The organism is Oxalobacter vibrioformis (genome assembly GCF_027118995.1).
GTDB classification, from domain to species: Bacteria; Pseudomonadota; Gammaproteobacteria; order Burkholderiales; family Burkholderiaceae_D; genus Oxalobacter; species Oxalobacter vibrioformis.
In genome coordinates, this window is sequence record NZ_CP098242.1 from 1,398,419 (window position 1) to 1,419,810 (window position 21,392).

General features: G+C 53.0%; 20 protein-coding genes. 11 read left to right on the forward strand and 9 right to left on the reverse strand.

Annotation, left to right across the window (positions count from 1 at the left end; translation table 11 throughout):
* Positions 1-4 precede the first annotated feature (4 nt).
* Both NB640_RS06910 and NB640_RS06915 read right to left on the reverse strand, forming a co-directional pair.
* Positions 5-1,678, reverse strand: coding sequence for an ABC transporter permease (locus NB640_RS06910; RefSeq protein WP_269308013.1), 1,674 nt, complete (start codon positions 1,676-1,678; stop codon positions 5-7).
* Positions 1,641-2,669: a Fe(3+) ABC transporter substrate-binding protein gene (locus NB640_RS06915; protein WP_269308014.1), complete on the reverse strand. Its 1,029-nt coding sequence runs from the start codon at positions 2,667-2,669 to the stop codon at positions 1,641-1,643. The genes NB640_RS06910 and NB640_RS06915 overlap by 38 nt, the downstream gene beginning before the upstream one ends.
* A gap of 239 nt (positions 2,670-2,908) precedes the next feature.
* On the opposite strand from NB640_RS06915, the gene NB640_RS06920 reads away from it, so the two are divergent.
* Positions 2,909-3,133 (forward strand): hypothetical protein, encoded by a 225-nt coding sequence (locus NB640_RS06920; RefSeq protein ID WP_269308015.1) that lies wholly within the window; start codon positions 2,909-2,911, stop codon positions 3,131-3,133.
* A 6-nt stretch (positions 3,134-3,139) separates the two neighbouring features.
* Positions 3,140-4,057 carry an FAD:protein FMN transferase gene (locus tag NB640_RS06925; protein WP_269308016.1) on the forward strand — a complete coding sequence of 306 codons (918 nt, stop codon included), beginning with the start codon at positions 3,140-3,142 and terminating at the stop codon, positions 4,055-4,057.
* Between the two features lie 93 nt (positions 4,058-4,150).
* On the opposite strand, the gene NB640_RS06930 is transcribed toward NB640_RS06925, so the two are convergent.
* Positions 4,151-5,473, reverse strand: a complete 1,323-nt coding sequence (locus NB640_RS06930) for a sodium-dependent transporter (protein ID WP_269308017.1) — start codon at positions 5,471-5,473, stop codon at positions 4,151-4,153.
* 185 nt (positions 5,474-5,658) lie between these two features.
* On the opposite strand from NB640_RS06930, the gene NB640_RS06935 reads away from it, so the two are divergent.
* Entirely contained in the window at positions 5,659-6,582 is a 924-nt protein-coding gene (locus tag NB640_RS06935; protein WP_269308018.1) for a diaminopimelate dehydrogenase, read from the forward strand.
* 35 nt (positions 6,583-6,617) lie between these two features.
* Here the strand turns inward: NB640_RS06935 and NB640_RS06940 are convergent, their stop codons facing one another.
* Positions 6,618-6,803, reverse strand: coding sequence for a hypothetical protein (locus NB640_RS06940; RefSeq protein WP_269308019.1), 186 nt, complete (start codon positions 6,801-6,803; stop codon positions 6,618-6,620).
* A 244-nt stretch (positions 6,804-7,047) separates the two neighbouring features.
* Here NB640_RS06940 and NB640_RS06945 point away from each other — a divergent pair, with 244 nt between their 5' ends.
* Entirely contained in the window at positions 7,048-8,148 is a 1,101-nt protein-coding gene (locus NB640_RS06945; protein WP_269308020.1) for an AI-2E family transporter, read from the forward strand.
* A gap of 4 nt (positions 8,149-8,152) precedes the next feature.
* On the opposite strand, the gene NB640_RS06950 is transcribed toward NB640_RS06945, so the two are convergent.
* Positions 8,153-10,510 carry a Tex family protein gene (locus NB640_RS06950; protein ID WP_269308021.1) on the reverse strand — a complete coding sequence of 786 codons (2,358 nt, stop codon included), beginning with the start codon at positions 10,508-10,510 and terminating at the stop codon, positions 8,153-8,155.
* A gap of 213 nt (positions 10,511-10,723) precedes the next feature.
* Here NB640_RS06950 and NB640_RS06955 point away from each other — a divergent pair, with 213 nt between their 5' ends.
* Together NB640_RS06955 and NB640_RS06960 are read left to right on the forward strand one after the other, a co-directional pair.
* On the forward strand, positions 10,724-11,941 hold the full coding sequence (locus tag NB640_RS06955) for an SWIM zinc finger family protein (RefSeq protein ID WP_269308022.1): 1,218 nt from the start codon (positions 10,724-10,726) through the stop codon (positions 11,939-11,941).
* Positions 11,942-12,734: 793 nt separating this feature from the next.
* Positions 12,735-14,180, forward strand: coding sequence for a DEAD/DEAH box helicase (locus NB640_RS06960; RefSeq protein ID WP_269310419.1), 1,446 nt, complete (start codon positions 12,735-12,737; stop codon positions 14,178-14,180).
* 55 nt (positions 14,181-14,235) lie between these two features.
* Here NB640_RS06960 and NB640_RS06965 read toward each other — a convergent pair whose 3' ends face one another.
* Positions 14,236-14,802: a Dps family protein gene (locus NB640_RS06965; RefSeq protein ID WP_269308023.1), complete on the reverse strand. Its 567-nt coding sequence runs from the start codon at positions 14,800-14,802 to the stop codon at positions 14,236-14,238.
* Between the two features lie 292 nt (positions 14,803-15,094).
* Between NB640_RS06965 and NB640_RS06970 the strand changes: the two genes are divergently transcribed.
* On the forward strand, positions 15,095-15,988 hold the full coding sequence (locus NB640_RS06970) for a protein kinase domain-containing protein (RefSeq protein ID WP_269308024.1): 894 nt from the start codon (positions 15,095-15,097) through the stop codon (positions 15,986-15,988).
* A gap of 14 nt (positions 15,989-16,002) precedes the next feature.
* Here the strand turns inward: NB640_RS06970 and NB640_RS06975 are convergent, their stop codons facing one another.
* The gene (locus NB640_RS06975; protein ID WP_269308025.1) at positions 16,003-17,823 is read right to left on the reverse strand and encodes an ABCB family ABC transporter ATP-binding protein/permease; all 1,821 of its coding nucleotides are present in this window, start codon (positions 17,821-17,823) and stop codon (positions 16,003-16,005) included.
* Positions 17,824-18,105: 282 nt separating this feature from the next.
* Here NB640_RS06975 and NB640_RS06980 point away from each other — a divergent pair, with 282 nt between their 5' ends.
* The 3 genes from NB640_RS06980 to NB640_RS06990 are packed head-to-tail and all read left to right on the forward strand — an operon-like array spanning position 18,106 to position 19,473.
* Entirely contained in the window at positions 18,106-18,654 is a 549-nt protein-coding gene (locus NB640_RS06980) for a YggT family protein (RefSeq protein WP_269308026.1), read from the forward strand.
* Positions 18,651-18,953 carry a DUF167 domain-containing protein gene (locus NB640_RS06985; protein ID WP_269308027.1) on the forward strand — a complete coding sequence of 101 codons (303 nt, stop codon included), beginning with the start codon at positions 18,651-18,653 and terminating at the stop codon, positions 18,951-18,953. Before NB640_RS06980 ends, NB640_RS06985 begins: the two co-directional genes overlap by 4 nt.
* Before the next feature lie 13 nt (positions 18,954-18,966).
* Complete coding sequence (locus NB640_RS06990) at positions 18,967-19,473, forward strand: YfbM family protein (protein ID WP_269308028.1); 507 nt, start codon at positions 18,967-18,969, stop codon at positions 19,471-19,473.
* Here the strand turns inward: NB640_RS06990 and ampD are convergent.
* Positions 19,460-20,068 carry a 1,6-anhydro-N-acetylmuramyl-L-alanine amidase AmpD gene (gene ampD, locus NB640_RS06995; RefSeq protein WP_269308029.1) on the reverse strand — a complete coding sequence of 203 codons (609 nt, stop codon included), beginning with the start codon at positions 20,066-20,068 and terminating at the stop codon, positions 19,460-19,462. The two genes, NB640_RS06990 and ampD, sit on opposite strands and share 14 nt — an antisense overlap.
* A 7-nt stretch (positions 20,069-20,075) precedes the next feature.
* The gene (locus tag NB640_RS07000) at positions 20,076-20,363 is read right to left on the reverse strand and encodes a PP0621 family protein (RefSeq protein ID WP_269308030.1); all 288 of its coding nucleotides are present in this window, start codon (positions 20,361-20,363) and stop codon (positions 20,076-20,078) included.
* Between the two features lie 333 nt (positions 20,364-20,696).
* Between NB640_RS07000 and NB640_RS07005 the strand changes: the two genes are divergently transcribed.
* Positions 20,697-21,392 (forward strand): YggS family pyridoxal phosphate-dependent enzyme, encoded by a 696-nt coding sequence (locus tag NB640_RS07005; RefSeq protein WP_269308031.1) that lies wholly within the window; start codon positions 20,697-20,699, stop codon positions 21,390-21,392.

The following is a 21,392-nucleotide window of genomic DNA, read 5'->3' on the forward strand; positions in this document are numbered from 1 at the left end:
CTACTCATCCTGAAAATGCGGTACTGCCGCTTTTTGCCCACCGCTGCATCAGGATGATGACAGCAGCGCTCACCGCAATAATGCACAGTGAGGGAAACGCTGTTTCGTGAATCGCCTCATTGTTGGCGTATTCGTACACTTTCGTGCCCAGCGTATCAAAATTGAAAGGGCGCAACGTCAATGTCAATGGCAACTCCTTGATGATATCGACAAAAACCAGTCCGGCACCGGAGATAATCGCCTGACGGATCATATGAATGTCCACCCTGAAAAACGTCCTTGTCACACCGAGTCCCAATGTACGGGATGCTTCGGTATAGATTGGCCCGATTTTGGAAAAACCGGTGTCAATCGCCTGATAACCGATTGAATAAAAACGGACACTGTACGCATAAACCAGCATACATACCGTCATGCTGAGCGGTAATCCAGCCAGCGCAGGAAAAAGCCGGCGGACACCGCCATCAAGAAAAGCAAATGCCGTCACAACCCCCATCGACAGGACGGCAGAAGGTATCGCATACCCCACGGTAGCGGCCTGCGCAGAAAACGCCGTGTATTTTCCGGCAAACAGGCGATTGGCATTGGCCGCGCCAACAGCAAAAAACAGGATCAGCAGTGTCGCAATCCCGCCTACGTACAGGGTATTGCCAATCGTGCCGAGAATCTGCATAAAGCTTTCTGTGTCCCAGCTTTTTATCGCCCACACCATCATCTGGGCAACCGGTATGACAAACGCAACAAACACCACAAAAACACAATAGGAAATCACTGCCGCGCCCTGCCAACCCTTAACGTGCCTTGGTGTCAGCTTTCGCTCCTTGCTGGAAACAATGCGATATTTTTTGCGGTGCTGCATGCCCCTGGCAATGATAAGAAAAACGATGACAATGGCCAGTAAAACGGCTGCCAGCTTGATGGCCGTATCCACATCCCCCATCCCGAACCAGGCGGCAAAAATAGCCGTCGTAAAGGTGTTGAGCCCCAGATAACTGGTTACACCATAATCGTTTAACACTTCCAGGCAAACCAGAGTACCGCCGGCCAGCATCGAAGGAATCAAAAGCGGCAGAATGATCCGGATGAAGGCCCTTTTCCGGCTTCCCCCCAGCAGTACCGCATTTTCCAGCAGCGAACCGCTCTGGTTATGCAGGAAAGTTTTCACAAAAAGCAGGACATACGGAAACAGCGTAATCGTAAAAATAAAAACCGCAAAGGGCATGGCCGGCACGGAAAAGCTTGCCGACGCACCGGACAGCCCCGCAACATTACGTAAAAACGTCTGGACCACACCGGTATAGCTTAGCATCCCATCAAAAGTATAAGCCGCAATATAGGGGGGAACCGCCAGCGGAAGAAAGAGCAGGATGTCGATTAACCGCTTTCCGCGAAAGTCATACACACTGGTGCACCATGCCAGGGAAACGCCCAGCACCACCGAGGTGATACCGCTGAAAAAAAGCAGGAGCAGGGTATCGGTGAGGTAGGTTTTCAGCAGGTAATCCCTGACCTGCTCCCAGTATGCCCCGGCCGGCGAAAAAACGCTGACCAGCAGAAAAACGAAGGGCAGCGCAATGCAGAAAAGCGAAATGCGATGCAGCGCTACCCAGCCGTTAATCCGGAGTCGCGAGCCGGCAGGATTACTTCCAGCCCACCTTGTTGAAGATGCGTATGGCATTGGGGTTGTTTTCTCCCAGAAGTGAGAAATCGATCTGCTGGGTTCTGAAAGAACCCCACGCATCAAGCAGCTTGTGCTTTTGGGCCTTCGGGTTGACCGGATACTCATAATTGCCGTTTGATAGCGCTTCCTGCGCCGGCACACTGAGCAGATAGCCAATCAGCTTCATCGCGTTTTCGCGATTTTTTCCGTATTTTGTCAGGCCGGCGCCACTGATGTTGATATGCGTTCCCGTGGTTTTCTGGTTCGGGAAAAAGACACCGGTATTTTTTGCCACGCGTACCTCTTCCAGATCTTTGGAATGCAGCATCTGGCCGATATAGTAGGTGTTCATGATGGCGACATCTCCCTCACCGGCAGCTATCGCCTTTGCCTGGGCGCGGTCATTGCCCCTTGGCTGCCGCGCCATGTTGGCGACAATGCCTGCGGCCCATTTTTCTGCCTCTTCATAGCCATCAATGGCAATCAATGACGCCAGAAGGGACTGATCATACAGATCGGCGGATGAACGGACCAGCACGCGGCCTTTCCACTTTGCGCCAGCCAGATCTTCATAGGTGGACAGTTCTTCCGGCTTTACCCGCTCCTTTGAATAGACAATCACCCTGGCGCGGGTTGTCAGCCCGACCCAGTAATCCTCCCTGTCCCGCAGGTTGCCGGGTACCTCTTTGGAAAAAGCACCGGCAGGCATGGCCTGGAGAATGCCGGCCTTTTTCGCTGTATTGAGTACACCGCCATCCACGGTGATAAACACATCAGCCTGGGTATTCTGCCCTTCCCGCTTGATGCGCTCGATCAGTTCCGGCGCCTTGCCGCTGACCACATTCACCCTGATACCGGTTTTTTTCGTAAATGCCTCATACAGCGCCTTGTCTGACTCATAGTGGCGGGCACTGTACAGGTTGACGACATTATCACCGGCCATTGCCGGCACGACACCCAAAAGGCCTGCGGCAAAGGCAAGGCACCCCAGCCATATTTTCTGTTTCATTTCTGATCCTTCTCTCGCTGACAATACTTAAGCAACATCTGGTTTCAACACGGATGTGAAGGATGATAATGGGACATCAGAAAGCCGTCAACGAAAACGAGAATTGTTATCATTAATGCGCTGAGGTTTATGGATGGCGGATGAGGAAAAACCGGATCATTTCTGTCACATCCTGTAAAATTGATGATGACGCTTAACCCTCATGCACGAAGGACTTTAGTACACCCATGAATCATCTGATGCAATTACTGAAAAAAGCGGCCGTATTCATGATTGGCGGACTGCTGATCGCTGTCGGCTGGCACGCTGACGCCCAGACAGTCAAAGACAAGGGAGCCAAAAGCAAGGATAAAAAAACGGCCGATACAGAGAAAAAGAAAGACGCAAAAAAAGCCGGCAAAAAAGACCAGAAGAAAACCACACTGGAAAAAAAATGGCCTGAAAATTCATCCGGGTCGGAATAATCCTTCATGGACCTGCTTTACAAGGCACAGACCCGTTTTCTCTTTCACGCCCACATCCGGATCAAAATCCCGGCCGCCTGCCCTGATACCCTCTTTGGCGAATTGTATGCCGTGCTGGAAAACGTTGACCGGAAATACAACGCCTACCAGCCGGGTTCTTATATCGATCAAATCAACCGGCATGCCGGCAGCTTCGTTAATGTGGATGATGAAACCATCCGCATGCTTGAGCAGGTGATTGACCTTTCCGTTTTTTTTGATGGCGCCTATGACATCACGATCATGCCGCTCATTCGTCTGTGGGGGTTCTACAGGGACGATATCCGGCGGGTACCGGCGCCCGATGAAATCAATGCCATCCGCCACCTGATCAATTACAGAAACATTGAGATCAGCGGCAATCGTGTGCGCATCGGCAAAGGACAGGAAATCATCACCGGCTCTTTCATCAAGGCTTATGCGACAGACCGGCTCGCTGCCGCCCTGCAGGAAAGGGGTATCGACAATGCCATCATCAATGCCGGCGGAAGCACCATCCGGGCAATCAATACCTCATCAGATGCCCCCTGGCAGGTGAATGTCACCCATCCCGAAAGCGAAGAATCCCTTTTTACGCTCAACCTTGATAACTTCAGCTACTCAACCTCATCCCAGAGCACGGCATTTGTAGATATTGACGGCAAGCGGTACGGACATATCCTGAATCCCGCAACAGGCCACCCTGCCACAAACCGCCTGTTGGGTATTGCGACAGAAAGTGCCATGATCGGCGATATTATTTCAACCGGTCTTTTCAATGAAACATCGGAGACTTTTCTGGAAAAAACGGCACAGCTGTCACTGCATTACCCCCTGGCCGGATTTGTCCTGGATCAGGATGGCATCATTACCGCAACGCCAAATTTCAGCGGTCTGCAGGAATAAGCCAAACCGCCGCGCCTGCTTTTCTTCTTTTAGACAGCCACTTATACCGTCATTTCATGCAGCACAAATGTTGCCACCTGCACGGCGTGAAAATCAGAGGTTCTGGAAAAGCACCAGCAAAATGAGTAATGGCGCAACATAGCGGCAGAAGGGTTTCATGAGCGGCCACCACCGGGGGGGCCTGCCATCGACAGAAAGACGCCGGGCAACCTGCTGGCAGGCCTTCCAGCCAACCAGGAGGGTCACCATGATGCCACCAAAAGGCATCATGAGATGCGATGTCACATAATCGAGCAACTTGAAGATCGTCATGCCAAACAGGGTATACCCCTTCCACGGGCCGAATGACAGTGATGCGGCGATACCAAGAATAAACATCAGTACAGCCATGACAATCGCCACAGGAATGCGCGGCAGGGAAAACTCATCGATGAAGAAGCTGGTTACCACCTCCATCAGGGAAACGGACGATGTCAGGGCGGCAACAAACAACAGGAAGAAAAACAGGAGTGCGAAAAACTGCCCGCCACCCAGGTGGGAAAAGACCATCGGCATGATAATAAAGGTCAGCCCGGCCCCCTCGGCCGGATCCAGCCCGAAAGCGAAGACCGCCGGCAGAATCATCAGCCCCACGAGGATACAGATCCCTGTCGTCAGTCCGATCACGCTGGCCGCTGATCGGGCAAGATTTGTTTCACCGGAGACATAAGAGCCATACGTCATCATGCAACCCATGCCCAGGGAAAGAGAAAAGAAAGCCAGGCCCATCGCCTCCAGTACCATCCTTGCATCGACCTTCGCAAAATCCGGCGTCAGGAAGTACATCACCCCCTCGGATGCACCAGGCAGAGTCAGACTGCGCGCAATCAGGACGAGAATCAGCAGAAACAGCATCGTCATCAGAGATTTGCTGACGCGCTCGATCCCTTTCTGCACCCCGGCAAGCACCACGCCTGCCGTCATCGCCATAAACCCGGCGTGATACCAGAGCGGTTCCGTGGGGTCCGCAATAAAAGTATCAAAAATCTGTTTCAGCACAACCGCATCCGCCGTCAGGAAAGCGGTATCCAGCGACCTGACGATGTAAAAAACGGTCCAGCCGCCCACCACACTGTAAAACGAAAGAATAAGAAAACCGCAAAAAACCCCGATATAACCGACGATCGACCAGGGGCGTCCGCCGAAGTAGCGGTAAGCGCCAACCGGGCTTTGCTGTGAAATCTGGCCGACAGCCATCTCCGCGATCATGATGGAAATACCGAGCGTAAACACCATCACCAGAAAGATGAGCAGGAAAGCGCCTCCGCCATTTTGCGCGGTGACATAGGGGAATTTCCAGATAGCGCCAAGGCCGATTGCCGAACCGGCCGCCGCCAGAATAAATCCCAGACGTGAACCCCATGCTGCCCTTGTCATAAAATTTCCCGAATACCCCTTCGCTGACATAACAAGACTGGACATGATAAAGGAAAATGCAACAACCCATCACGCCCCCTTACCGGAAAAACAGGCTTGATCTCATATAAAGTCTGTGTCTATACTCATCAAACACCCGTTTTTCCGGTGCAACTGCACCGCCAATACAGAAAGGAAGTTTTTTCATGAAAACCATTAAAGCTGCCGTCCACTCACTGGGCAATATCGGCAGGCACGTTATCGACTGCCTGATCAGCGCACCCGACTTTGAATGCCTTGGTGTTGTTCGCCGGGTGGAATCATTGGGTACCCAGGCGCTTGAGCGTCAAAACCTGCCCGACTTTGCATCCATTGATGAACTGATTTTAAGCCGTGGCAAACCGGACGTCGTTATTCTCTGCGGCCCCTCCCGCTCTGTACCGGAAGATGTCCGCCAGTACCTGGCCAAAGGCATCTGCACGGTAGATAGCTTTGATATTCATGAGGAAATTCCTTCCCTGGTACGTTCACTTGACGAAATCGCCCAGAAAAACGGCAGCGCGGCAGTCACTGCGGCGGGCTGGGATCCGGGTACCGACTCCCTGCTTCGCGCTCTTTTTGAAGCCATGGTACCGACAGGCATTACCTTCACCAACTTTGGCCGTGGCCGTTCAATGGGTCACTCCGTTGCCGCACGATCCATTGAAGGCGTGGCAGATGCCACCTCGATTACCATTCCGCTTGGCGGCGGACGTCATTCACGGCTGGTGTATGTGCTGCCAAAGCCGGGCGCCTCTTTTGACCAGATCAAAACCCTTCTGGCCTCAGACCCGTATTTCAGCAATGACCCGCTTGATGTGCGCCAGGTGAGCTCCCCCGAGGAAATGGCAGCGGTAGCGGATAATTCACACGGGGTGCTGATAGAGCGAATCGGCGCATCCGGCACCACCTCCAATCAGCGCCTCGCGTTTGACATGCGTATTGACAACCCGGCACTGACATCACAGGTACTGGTTTCCTGCGCACGCGCCGTCACGCGTATGGGTCCCGGCTGTCATACCATCATTGATATTCCGCCGGTTATGCTCCTGCCGGGCGATCGCATGGGACATATTGCCCGTCTGGTATAACGCCGGACACTTCCAGTCCGAAGGACGTGACCAGCTCAGTCAAAGAGCTCGTCACGTCCCAGTGAGCGATCCCGCTCCATCTGCTGATACATGTTGTAAAACGACGTATCATCCGCTTCGAAGACATCGTCAAACGCTTCCATCATGTCTTCATCAAAACTGTCAACAAACTCCTGCTCACGAATTTTTCTGGGTTTCGGACGTTTTTTGTCTGTCTTCATGGACATCTTCCTTATGCAGTAAAACAATGCGGTTTTTTCGCTATGTTGATGCGATTTCGAAAGTCCTGTTTGAGAGGCGTCAAATATTGCGTTATTAAGAGAGGGGGGCGAATGCAGACAGACAATTGAGCCAACTCAAGCTATCATGTGATGCAGAAACCTTGCGTTATCACATTCCTGATATCGGCTTTCTTCGCAACAATAGCGCATCACACACGGATTTGACGACCAGACTGCACTGCAAATGAACCGTCCCCTGCTTCACGAAAAAATTTTTCTTGCGCTGCTGGCCTGCATCACACTGGCCTTTGCCTGGCTGCTGCTGCCGTTTTCCGGCGCTATTTTCTGGGCGTTTGTTTTTGCGGTTCTCTTCATGCCCCTCTTTGAGCGCATCCAGAAGAAAATCCCCGGCAAAAAAAATTGCGCTGCCGTCCTGACCCTGTTCCTCTGCCTGCTGATCGCCATTCTCCCCTTGAGCATCATTATTTTTTCCCTGCTGCAGGAAGGAGAAATGCTGTACCGGAAAATGCTTACCGGCGAAATTGATGTCAACCGGACATTTATGGAAATCTACGATCACCTGCCGAAGTGGTTCATCCACATCATGAACAGCTTCGGTATCGGCGACATCACGGACCTTCAGAGCAAAATCACCTCCGGCCTGATGCAGGCAAGCCGCTTTCTGGCCGGCAAAGCACTTGTTTTTGGTCAGAATGTCTTTGGCTTTGGTGTCGGCGCCATCATCATGCTTTACCTGCTTTTCTTTTTTTTACGAGAGGGTGAATCACTTTCCCTGGCGATACGCCGGGCAATTCCTCTGGGTGAGTCCCAAAAGCACGAATTACTGAACCGGTTCACCGGCGTTATCCGGGCCACGGTCAAAGGCAACCTGATCGTTGCTATTGTGCAGGGTGGTCTGGGCGGGCTTATTTTCTGGGCACTGGGCATTCAGGCCCCGGTATTGTGGGGCGCGATCATGGCATTTCTGTCCCTCTTTCCGGCCGGTGCCGGGGTGATCTGGGTTCCTGTTGCCATTTACCTGCTGAGTACCGGCGCCATTCTCAAAGGTGTCATCATGATCACTTTTTGCGCTGTTGTCATCGGGCTGTCTGACAACCTGTTAAGGCCGATCCTCGTGGGGAAAGACACCCAGATGCCGGACTATATCGTCCTGATATCAACACTCTCGGGCTTAAGCCTTTTCGGGCTGAACGGCTTTGTCATCGGCCCGGTTATTGCCGCGCTGTTCATGACCTCCTGGAAAATGTTTTCGGACGAAAAATCAGGTCGCCCACCTGAGGCCGCCAGCGATATCCCGGAAGAGGAAAACTCCGGCGACACCTAATACCTTACTTGCCGGGCTTTTGCTTTAACCGGGAAAATGCATCTGCCATCGCCGATCCGGAGGCCGCGGGTTTTCCGGCTTCCTGCCTGTCAGGCTTTTTCCCTTTTCCGGCCTTTTTCGCATCGGCAACGATTTTCTCTGGCGCTGAAGCACTGCTGTCCGTCAGACGCATGGAAAGGGCAATCCGGCGGCGTTTCAGATCAACCTCCATCACCTTGACTTTCACTATCTGGCCGGTGCGGACAACCTGATGCGGGTCTTTGACAAACTTGTCGGACAGCGCCGAGATATGGACAAGACCATCCTGGTGAACGCCGATATCGACAAAGGCGCCAAAAGCCGTCACATTTGTCACCACTCCTTCTAAAATCATGTCCGACTCAAGATCAGACATTTCCTCGACTCCCTCCTTAAACGCTGCATTCACAAAGGCAGGTCTCGGGTCGCGACCGGGTTTTTCCAGTTCGGACAGGATATCTGTCACGGTTGGAAGACCAAACCGTTCATCGGCATATCGCTGCGGCATAAGCGATTCGAGCAATGCCTTGTCACCGATAACAGTCTTGATGTCCTTTTTGATATCCGCCAGGATTTTTTCTACAACCGGGTACGATTCCGGATGAACCGCAGAAGCATCCAGCGGATTTTCGCCATCCGGGATACGCAGAAATCCCGCCGAGAGCTCAAAGGTTTTTTCTCCCAGACGCGGAACGGATTTCAGATCAGCCCGCGAGGCAAACCGGCCATGCTGATCCCGGTAGGCCACAATATTTCTGGCCAGAGTTTCCCCGATACCGGACACACGCGCCAAAAGCGGGGCTGACGCCGTATTCACATCCACCCCGATGGCATTCACACAATCTTCAACGACAGCATCCAGCGACCGGGCAAGGCCATGCTGGGAAACATCGTGCTGATACTGCCCGACGCCAATCGATTTGGGATCAATCTTGACCAGTTCCGCCAGCGGATCCTGCAAGCGGCGCGCAATGGAAACCGCGCCGCGAAGTGAGACATCCAGCTCCGGCAATTCCTGCGAGGCATACTCGGAAGCCGAATAAACCGACGCACCCGCTTCGGATACCATCACTTTGGCAAGCCGCTGCCCGGACAGCTGTTTTAGCAGCTCCTGGGCCAGCCGGTCGGTTTCCCGCGACGCCGTACCATTGCCAATCGCGATCAGGCTGACGCCGTGTTTCTCAACCAGTGAAGAAAGCGCTCCCAGTGTGCCCGACCAGTCATTTTTCGGCTGGTGCGGATAAACGGTTTCCGTATCCAGCACTTTTCCGGTCTCATCCACAATGGCAACCTTCACCCCTGTGCGCAATCCCGGGTCCAGCCCCATGGTGACACGGGGACCGGCAGGCGCCGCTAAAAGCAGCGCTTTCAGATTCCGGGCAAAAATCTCAATCGCCTCAATTTCCGATTGTTCACGCAGGGCATTCATCAGGCCGCTTTCCAGGTGCGTGAAAATCCGTACCCGCCAGGCCCAGCGCATGGTATCCATGAGCCAGCGGTCCGCCGGACGTCCCTTGTCGGCAATGCCAAAATGAACCGCAATCCGGCTTTCACAGGGATTATGCGGCGCATCCCACCGCGGTCGTTCGGTTTCCGAATCCAGCCGCAGGCGAATGCTCAGGAATTCCTCCCGCCGTCCCCTGAAAAGCGCCAGTGCCCGATGGGAAGGAATCACCGCCAGCGGCTCCGTATAATCGAAATAGTCGGAAAAACGGATGCCATCCTGTTCCTTGCCCTCAACGACACGGGACTCGACAACACCATGCTCATGCAGGTATGCACGCAACGTCTGCAGTAATCCGACATCTTCAGCAAAGCGCTCCATCAGAATCTGGCGAGCGCCTTCCAGTGCCGCCGCCACATCCGGTATTCCCGGATTTTCACCGCTTTCTGCCGTAAATGACGGCAACAGGTATTTTGCCGCTTCCGTTTCGGGATCCAGCATCGGGTTTGACAGCAGCGCATCCGCCAGGGGCAAAAGACCGGCTTCCCCTGCAATCTGCGCTTTCGTGCGGCGCCTGGGGCGGTAGGGCAGGTACAGGTCTTCCAGTGTGGTTTTATCCGCTGCGGCAAGGATCGACGCTTTCAGCTCGGGCGTCATCTTTCCCTGCTCATCAATACTTCTCAACACCGTTTCACGACGGTCTTCGAGTTCGCGCAGGTAGTAAAGCCGCTCTTCAAGCGTGCGAAGCTGGGCATCATCCAACCCGCCGGTCACTTCCTTGCGGTAGCGGGCAATAAAAGGGACTGTCGCCCCTTCATCCAGCAGGGTGACAGCGGCCTCAACCTGCCTTGCAGGAACAGCCAGTATCTCGGCAATACGTTGTTCTATCGATGACAACATGACAATCGGGAATCAAAAAAAGGGAAAGACGAAATGATACGGAATCTGACGGAATATGCCAGCCCTTGAGGCATTATTTCCCAGCCAGCATTTATAATTTTTTGTCTCAAAAAACCCATTAAAAAAAAGGAAAGCCTCCCCTTTTTGGCGTTTATCGCTGATAATGTCCCTTTCGCCCAGAAAAATGTCGCTTAAAAGCGATATCATGGATATATGAACTTCACACAGGAAGACATTCACAAGCACTTTGCTGAGGCCACATACAAGGCTGGCCTTGAATACAGCAAACATGACAATGTCAAGCAGATCCAGCTCGCGGCCAACCTGATCCGTTCGCAGGTCAAGGGACCGGGCAACCAGATTTATCAGCAGAATATTTTTCTCAAATCCACTGTCAAGGGATTGCGTTTTCAGGGAACCTGCACCTGCCCTGACCATACCAACTGCAAACATGTCGTCTCTGTCCTGTTAACCGTGCTTCGGAAGAAAAAGTCGGCGAGCGCCCAGTCTGTTTCTGCACCGGTTGCCTCCTGGCTGCAACGCCTGAGAAGCGCCACATTCGGCGCAAGCGATCCGTCGGCAGCCTCGGAAAATGAAATACCGGACACCCCGGCCCAGCGCCTGTTGTATATCCTGTCTCCGGACCAGTCTGACCGGCGCACCTTTTTGGGCATGTGCAAGGTACGCTTCCGCCCCAACGGTGAAATTTCCTCGGCGTCACCGATCAGTGACCCGCAGGCACTTTTGACAGAAAAACCGGATTTTATCCTCCCCGAAGACGATGGCACCATCCGCCTTTTCATTGCCATGCGCGGCGGCTCGAGCCCACAGGGCCAAAACCTGGTTGAACCCCGCGGGCCGCTTGGTGCCCAGCTTTTGCGCATACTGATTGACCGGCAGCAGCTGCTGTGGACGAACTCGTGGAGCGACATCGGGAAAGGGTTGCTTTTCCCGCTTCGCGCCGCGCCACCACGTGAAGCCCGCCTGATCTGGCTGGAGACCGAATCAACACTCAGACTCTCCTGGGAGTTTGCCCCCCTGCCGGAAAACGAGGAAAAAAAAACGCACCGTCAGAAAACAGCGGATCGACTATATCCTGCCGACCGAACCGCCCTGGTACATGGACAATCTGACCTGCGGCGAACTCCTCCTGCCAACGAACGATACCGGCATTTCGGTAAAAGACCTGCAGGAACTGGTTTCCCAGGCGCCGCCCGTTCCTATCAAGGACAAAACCGCCGTTTCCCGCATGCTGATCACGCAGGGCCTGGCCGATCTCATCCCTCCGCCGGAACCGGTGAAAGAATCCGTTCGCACGGATATCAAACCGAGCCCGATCCTGCGCCTGGGCAGCATCCTGAACAAGGGGGCTGCCGGCTCAGGCCATGCCGAACTGCCATCCTGGTACGACTACGCGCAATTGCTTTTTGACTATGATGGACAACCCGTTTTTTATGGCAGCCATGTCCCGGTTATGCGGGCATTGGGCAGTGCTATCGAGCGTATCCAGCGTGATGAAAAGATGGAAGCCGGTTTCTACGACGACCTGCACAACGCCGGATTTACCCGGCAGGACAATCTGGCCGCTCCACATGCCACCCTGCCAGGGCTTTTGGACCTGCCCTCGCAGGCAGACTGGATGGACTTTACCAGCCATGTCATGCCACGGCTCGAAAAATCCGGATGGCAAATCGAGAAAACACAGGATTATCGGTACGATGTCGTTGAAATCGAAGACTGGTATGCACGTATTGCTGATGAGGCAAAAAATACCGGCAAGGACTGGTTCAGCCTGGAGCTCGGCATTGTCGTCAATAAACAGCGGATTTCATTGCTTCCGCTTCTCGTAGCGCTCATCAGAACCGCACCGGAAGAGTTCGACCCCAAAAAGCTTAACAAAAAGCCGGACAATGAGGCGCTGCTGACAACCCTGCCGGACGGTGTGCGGGTTGCATTACCCTGGGGAAGAATCAAGCCGATTCTGCGAACGCTGGGTGAATTGTATTTCGCCGACAGAACCGATGATCTGGCAATCCGCCTGCATGCGCTGGATTCACCGCGCCTGGCAGAGCTCACCAGGGAACTCCCCCTGCACTGGCTCAATGGTGAGCGTCTGCTTGAGATGGGAACCCGCCTCGCTGAATTTGATGGCGTACAGAAAGTCCAGCCGCCAAAAACACTGCAGGCCACCCTGCGCGACTACCAGCAGGAAGGGCTTTCCTGGATGCAGTTTTTGCGCGAATACGAACTCGCCGGCATTTTAGCTGATGACATGGGACTGGGCAAAACCCTCCAGACCCTGTCCCATATCCTGCTGGAAAAAGAAGCCGGACGCCTGACCAGGCCGGCGCTGGTTGTTGCCCCGACCAGCCTGATGAGCAACTGGGAAGACGAGGCGAATCGCTTCGCCCCGGAACTGCGGGTGCTGGTTCTGCAAGGCAAGGATCGTCTGAAACGCTTTGAACGGATTGACCAGTATGATCTGGTTCTGACAACCTATGCCCTGCTGCCCAGGGATGAAAAAGAATTGCAGGAGCATGAATATCACCTGCTGATTCTGGACGAATCGCAGTACATCAAGAATATCCGCTCCAAAGCCGCGCAGATTGCCACCACACTGCGGGCCCGTCACCGTCTGTGCCTGACCGGTACGCCACTTGAAAATCATCTGGGAGAACTCTGGTCACAATTCCACTTTCTGTTGCCAGGCCTGCTTGGTAACGAAAAAACCTTTAACAGCGAATTCCGTCACCCTATCGAGAAACTGGCAGATGACAACCGCAAGTCACTCTTAACCCGTCGTATCCGGCCATTTCTTTTGCGCCGAACCAAAGACAAGGTAGCCGACGAGTTGCCGCCGAAGACCGAAATGGTCCGTAATGTGGAACTGACGTCCACGCAACGGGATATCTATGAAACGGTTCGGCTGGCCATGGACAAGAAAATACGTGATGAAATTGCCAAAAAAGGCGTCGCCAGAAGCCAGATCGTCATTCTGGATGCGTTGCTGAAACTCCGGCAGGTCTGCTGTGATCCACGCCTTTTACGGGGCGGAGCCAACCGCAAGGCAGCAACATCAGCCAAGCTGGCCGCACTGATGGAAATGGTGGAAGAATTGATGCTCGAAGACCGCCGTATCCTTGTCTTTTCCCAGTTCACCAGTATGCTGGCCCTGATTGAAGCCGAACTGAAAGTGAGGAATATCCCCTATACGGTGCTGACCGGTGATACGGTTGATCGTGCCGGCGCCATTCGCGCTTTCCAGGAAGGGCAGATTCCCCTCTTTCTGATCAGTCTGAAAGCCGGCGGTGTCGGTTTGAATCTCACGGCAGCAGATACGGTCATTCACTATGACCCCTGGTGGAACCCGGCAGTGGAAAATCAGGCAACCGACCGTGCCTGGCGTATCGGGCAGGACAAACCGGTCTTCGTCTACAAGCTGATCGCCCGAGGGACGCTGGAAGAAAAAATCCAGGAACTGCAACAGAAAAAAGCCGATCTGGCAGACGCCATTCTTTCAACAGGAGAAACGCAGGGGGTACAGATTACGCCGGACGATCTGCAGGCAATTTTCGAACCACTTGAAAGTATGGGTGACGAGGATGTGTATCTCAGCGAGCCAGAAATAATACCCCCCGCAAAAACCACCACCAGAAAAACCCGAAAATAAAAACCGCTTTCTGCCCTGACGGGAAACAGAAAGCGGTTTTGCAGGCCTGTTGCGTTTATTTTTTCTTGCCTTTGGCGGCAGATTTCGCGACTGGCTTGGCTGAACGGGAAGCGACTCTCGCCGGCACGGCTGCCGTGCCGGCTCCGGTATCAATCAGGCTTCTCAGCATCCAGGCATTTTTCTCATGCACCTGCATCCGCTCGGTCAACAGATCCACCGTCGGATCATCACCTGCCTTGTCAGCAAGTTCCAGCACATCACGGCTCAAACGGCTTACTGCTTCGGAGCCGGCCAGGACATCACGGATCATGTCTTCCGCACCGGGAACACCGTCAATCTCCTTGATGGATGCCAGCTTCAGGTATTCCTTGAGCGTCCCTGGCGCAGCAAAGCCGAGAGAACGGATACGCTCTGCGATTTCATCCAGCGCATTCCATAGCTCGGTGTACTGTTCCTCAAACATGACATGCAGTGTCTGGAACATCGGTCCCTTTACATTCCAGTGATAGTTGTGTGTTTTCATGTACAGCAGGAAACTCTCTGCCAGTATGCGCGAAAGCCCTTTGCTGATGTTTTCGCGGTCTTTCACATTCATTCCGATATTGATTGCTGGAGCTGTCATAATGCCATTCCTCCTGATTAAATTATTATTTTCAAACAGCCGGAGCGGTTACGGGCAACTGCATTTTGTGTCTGAAAAATCCATTCCGGCTGCACGGCGATTCAAACCATCAACGGCAGTATCGTGCCGATACTTTTCTATTGTACTCTGATTTGAAAAATGCTTCTTCAAAGAAACGAACGCTGCCGCTTCCCCTGAACCTTTCCTCTTCCCCTCTTTTTTCCTTTTCCATTTTGCAATAAATACGGTAACATTTTGTCACGTACCGTAACGAGAGCAATGCAGATTTGTCATGAGCGTAATCCAGACACATGTCGGCAGTAACATGTCAGACCAACTGTGCTTTCCTGTGAAAAGACCGGATTCGCCGGATGACGCCATTCAGTATCTGGAATCGACGTTCCATCTGCACAGGGTATCCTGCATGAGCTGGAAGGAAAAAACCTCCAACTTCTCCTTCTTTCAGGGGTACCGCGGAACAGACAAGCTGTTTATCAAGTGGGGAGGAAAAAGCGGCAGCAGCATAAACGACTATACCTATACCAGCCGGCTTTATGATACCTGTCCGGATTTTTTCTTACGCCCGTCTTTTTGCGTCAGTGAAAACGGCATCAACTGTATGGCACTGGAATACGTTGAGGGACGGACACTCGAAGACGCCATTCTGGGTGGCTCGCTTACCATGCAGGAAAGAGCGTCACTTGTCATAAAACTGCCGCTTGTTGCCCAGGCATTAATTGACGCTAACTGTGTTCATCGTGATATCAAGCCAAGCAATATCATGATCCTCCCCGATGGAAGTATCCGGCTTTTTGACTTTGAATTTGCCACGGACGCCCAGGGATACCGGGAGCGAGAGGAAATCCGGCGGGTTCCGCATCTGGTTTCCAATATCGGAACGGACATGGAATGCGGCATGGATCTTGGCATCGGCCGCTACCAGTGGGACGACATGGTTATCTTCAGGCGAATACTCAAACTTATTGGCAGTTCGCCACAATATGCCGCCGCCTATGAAAAGGCAGACCATTTTTTCCGCTCACACGAAGGGCTGCGACGCATCCGTTTTCCCGGCCGAAGACGCCTTCTCGTCAAACGCAAACTGATCAATTTACTGGCCGTTATCCTGCCGGTACGCGCCTGGCGAAACAAGGTACGCCAGCTGAATAAAACGCCTCAGTTTTAAGTAACAGGCCATTTCTATTCCGCCGCGTTTTCCGGTTTATCCTGCCGGATCAGTTGCTGCATCCACATGCGGTAATAGGCACCGCCCGCATCAAAGAGTTTCTGGTGTGTTCCTGACTCGATAATCCGCCCCTTGTCCAGCACCAGGATCTGGTCTGCATCCGCAATCGTTGAAAGCCGGTGTGCAATCATCAGCGTTGTCCGGTTGACGGCGATTTCTTTCAGTTGTGCCTGGATGACCTGTTCGGCGCGTGTATCCAGCGCAGAGGTTGCCTCATCAAAAATCAGGATCGCCGGATTTTTCAAAATCATGCGCGCAATGGCCACCCGCTGCTTTTCCCCTCCGGACAGTTTCAACCCCCGCTCACCGACAATCGTGCCATATCCATTGGGAAGGCTTTCAACAAAATCATGGATATAGGCTGCCTGTGCCGCCGCCACCACTTCCGCTTTCGTGGCACCAGGCCGCCCATAAGCAATGTTGTATTCAATGGTGTCATTAAACAGCACGGTATCCTGCGGAACAATCCCGATTTCCTTTCGCAGGGACGCCTGCGTCACACGGCGCAGATCCTGCCCGTCAATGCTGATTGCACCCCCGGTGACATCATAAAACCGGTAAAGCAGGCGGGAAATTGTCGACTTGCCCGAACCACTGTGGCCGACCAGCGCTGTCACGGTACCGGCAGGAATCGTGAAACTGATATCAAACAGGATCTGCCTGTCAGGCTCATAGCTGAAGTCCACATGGGAAAAACGGATGTCCGCACCCTTTACATTCAGTTCTGTTGCATCCGGCGCGTCGGTTACCTCGCGATCCTGCTTCAAGAGCAGGAACATACGCTCCATGTCTGCCAGGCTTTGCCTGATTTCCCGGTAAATCACACCCAGAAAATTCAAGGGGATATACAGCTGGATCATGAACGCATTCACAAGAACCAGATCCCCTAAAGACATCGTTTTTTCCACCACGCCTGCTGTGGCATGCCACAGCATCATGGTAACGGCCATTGCGACAATCATCGCCTGACCGACATTCAGCACCGACAAGGCATACTGCGACCGGATCGCCGCTGTTTCGTAATGCTGCAGGTTTGCATCATAACTGGCGGCTTCATGCGCTTCATTACTGAAGTATTTCACCGTTTCATAGTTGATGAGGGAATCAACCGCCCGGGTATGGGCCCTGGAATTCAGTTCATTCATCAGCCGCCGGTAACCGGTTCGCCAGTTTGTCACCAGCACGGTGTAAACCACGTAGGCAAGCAAAGCACCCGCAGCAATGACGGTAAACCAGATATCGTAATGCAGGGCAAGATATCCTAAAACAAGAACGATTTCGACGAGGGTCGGGAGAATATTGAACAGCGTAAACGTGATCAGGGCAAGAATACTGCGCGTGCCACGCTCAATATCCTGTGTGATGCCACCGGTCTGCCGGTCCAGGTGAAAACGCAGTGACAGGGCATGCAGATGCCGGAAAACCTCAAGCGCAGCCGTCCGGATGGCCCGCTGCGTTACCCTGACGAAAAGCAGCTCCCGGAACTCCGTAAAAAGTGTGCCTGCCAAACGGAGCGCACCATAGGCGAGCAATAATCCCACCGGAAAAACCAGCAGGACCTCTGGATGGGACCGTTCAGCGGAGAGATGGTCTATCAGTTCCTTGAGAATGACCGGCACCCCCATGGTTGCCACCTTGGCAAGGATGAGAAACAGCAGGGCAAAACTCACCCGCCACTTGTACACCCAGACATACGGAAGGAAAATGCCAATCGTTTTCCAGTCACTGTGCGGTTTGCTGGAAGGCGTCGGCGTGAATGTCCGGAATTTATTCATCAAACGGCCAGGTTCAGGTTGGGCAAATCATCATGATGCCTCATTACCGGATTATCCGGCAATGCCTCTCATTCAGGAAAAAATACGCGTCAATGCCCTGCGTTCATTTGTCTTATGTAAAAAAATGGATAAATTCCGGCAATTCTGTCTCTTTTGGAAAAAGCCAACGCCATCCCTGCGGTAAAATGACGGCATCCATGACGGGGTACAATATTCAAACCACACCATAACCGGTTATCATCTGGCAACAGCACAACCATCAATCAGGAAAAAGGAGAGTCTGTGGTACACGGCGTTTTGCAGGTCATTATTGATACAGCGGCAGCCCTCTTTGGCGGGCTGATGCTGCTCCGCTTCTGGATACACGCTTCGCGCGTCAGGCCGCCCATGCAGATCGGAAACTTCATTTATATCCTGACAAACTGGCTGGTCAACCCGTTGCGCCGCGTTATTCCCGGTGTGGGTGGACAGGACTGGGCCAGCCTGGTTGGTGCGATTCTGATTGCCATCATCGCCGCCATTGCCAAATCCATGGCGATCATCCCGGTCTTCATGCTCAAAATCGTCCTGATCCTGACACTGTTGACCCTTTTCAACTGGGTGGTCTATGGCATGATGGGCCTGCTCATCCTGGAGGTAATCTTCAGCTGGGTCAATCCGAACGCCCCGCTTGCGCCACTGGTTTCCGCACTGAACCGCCCCTACCTCACACCGATAAGAAAAATCATTCCGCCGATTGGCGGGATTGACCTGTCGGTGATGATCCTCTTTATCCTGCTGAATATTGCCGGCCGGCTTGTCCCGGAACTGATCCTGAGTCTCGGACGATGAAAAAAAACTGGCTGTCACAAACCAGCTCAGGATTCAAGCTTGCGGTTCAGATCAGCCCGAACGGAAAAAAGTCGGAAATCCTCTCAGCCACCGAGGATGCGTTGCGTATTCGCCTGCAGGCACCGCCGGTAGACGGCAAAGCCAATGAAGCACTGATCCGTTTCATTGCCGACAAGTGCGATTTACCCAAAAGCAGCGTCCAGATCACCCATGGTTTTACCAGCCGAAAAAAACTGCTGGAAATCCGCATATCCGGGCTGACATTACCGGAAATGGAAAAAATCTTTTCAATCTCTTAAGACGGAGCCAAACATGAGTTTTATCGCCAATTACATGATGCTCGATGACAACACCTTCGACAGTCTTTTTTCACTGGATAATGACGACCTGCTTGAAAAAGTCAACGAACTGGAAGAAGCGGGAGCTGAACTTTATTGCATGGACAAACTATGGGATGGCCTGCATTTCCTGCTGACCGGCACGACCGCCTCCACCCCTGTTGAGGGAGATGAACTGAGCGAGGCCATCGTGGGCATCGAGATGTTTAATGAAGATGATGAAGAAGCGGATTTCGTCGCATCAACCGAAGCCGGACAACTGGCAGACATCATTGTGGCCATGAAGGAAGTGGATATTGAAAGGCTGGCCCAAAGCGCGAATTTCCGTGAATTCCGGGAAAAAGAAATCTATCCGGACATCTGGTATGACGAAGATGCGGCATCCCTGAGACAGGAACTGGTACAGGAATTCAACAACCTGCTGGCCTTTTACGAAAAAGCGGAAAAACAGAACGCCAATATTCTGGTCAGTATTTTCTAGCGGACGATTTGCTTCTCAGGGCAGCGCCGAAAAAAACGGGACAAGGGCCGGATGCTGTCTGTACGCCCGTTTCATAGCGTTTCCAGTCAAAATACGGGCCGGGATCGGTTTTCCGGGAAGGGGCAATCTGCTGGTGTCCGGTAACAGCAGATATCGGGTAACGCAAACACAAGGCCGATGTCAGTTCTGTCAGAACCGCATACTGACTATCGGTAAAGGGTTCATGGTCACTCCCCTCTAACTCAATACCGATGGAAAAATCATTGCACTGCATTCGGCCGCAAAATTCAGACGCACCGGCATGCCAGGCCCTGTCATTGGCAGAAACAAACTGAACCAGTTCTCCCCCCCGGCGAATCAGGAAGTGGGCGGAAACACGCAGGGAGCGTAACTGGTCAAAATAGGGATGGGCATCATAATCCAGCCGGTTCAGAAAAAGATCGGCAATATATGGGCCACCGTACTCATCTGGCGGCAGGCTGATGTTGTGAACGACGATCAGGTCAACAGGCACATCCGGCTGACGGACATCATAATTGGGGGACGGCAGTTTTTCAGCCGCTTTGCACCACCCGTTTTTTTCAATTGTCAGCATGCCCCCCTCAGGGCTGGACGCTGTGCTCTTCACAGCAGTAAACCTTGCCGGTCCGGAAAACCGCTTCGGATGCGGGCACATAAACACCGCATCTGGCACAGGCAAGCATCTGTTCCACGTTGGAGCTGCGTAAACCATGAACCTGCCGCTGATCGTTCTCATCGTTGCCGAATTTATCGGCACGAAACCGCCCGTCTTCGTTTCTGAAAATAACGATACGCGCCGAACGTTTTATTTTGGCTACGATGGCAGCAATCACCAGCACAAAAACCAGCAGCCACATCAACCAGGTCATATCATCTGTCTCCTGCAAAAGTTCATTTAGGGTCAGGCCTCATTAATTTTCCGCCCGCAAAAAGCCGTTTTGGCTAAAGGGCCAGGCGCAACGGGCAATGGGAACGCAGGCGTAGCAGACCACCATCAAGTTCCCATTTTTCGATACAACACCGCCATTTGGGAGACAACTGCTTTGCAGCAGGCATAATGAGGCCTGACCCTACCGGGAATTATGCCTGATTGTTTTGTTGCGAAACAGAGGCATTTAACAGCGGGTTTGCATATAATTCACAGGTATTCTGCCATATAAACGAAATGGCATCACAAAACAGCCCATGCGATCAGATTAATTATGTCCACAATAAGCACCAACTTGCAAGCTGTGCAGAACCATATTGCTGATGCGGCGCAAAAAGCGGACCGGCCGCCAGCGTCTGTCCACCTGCTCGCCGTATCAAAGACCTGCCCTGCCCAGGCGGTTATCGAAGCGGCAAGGGCTGGTCAACATGCCTTTGGCGAAAACTACGAACAGGAAGCCATCCGGAAAATACAGCAGATAAAGGAAATCGCTCCGGATCTTGCGCTCGAATGGCACTTCATCGGCCCGATCCAGAGTAACAAGACCCGGGGGATTGCCGCACATTTTGACTGGGTTCATTCGGTCGACCGGGAAAGAATCGCCCGGCGCCTCTCCGAGCAGCGGCCGGCAGGCCTGCCACCGCTCAATGTCTGCCTGCAGATCAACATCAGCCACGAAAACAGCAAAAGCGGTGTCAATGCGCAGGAAATCATTGCACTGGCAAAGACCGTCTCACAGCTTCCCGGGCTCAAATTACGGGGCTTAATGGCAATACCGGAACCAGAGGACAATCCCGAAAAGCAGCACGAGCCGTTTCGCCAGATGAAAAATCTGTACGACGAACTGCGAGAGCAGGGCTATGACCTGGATACCCTGTCCATGGGCATGACAGCGGATATGGACGCCGCCATCGCGGAAGGTGCAACGATCGTCCGTATCGGCACCGCAATCTTTGGAGCAAGAAACTGA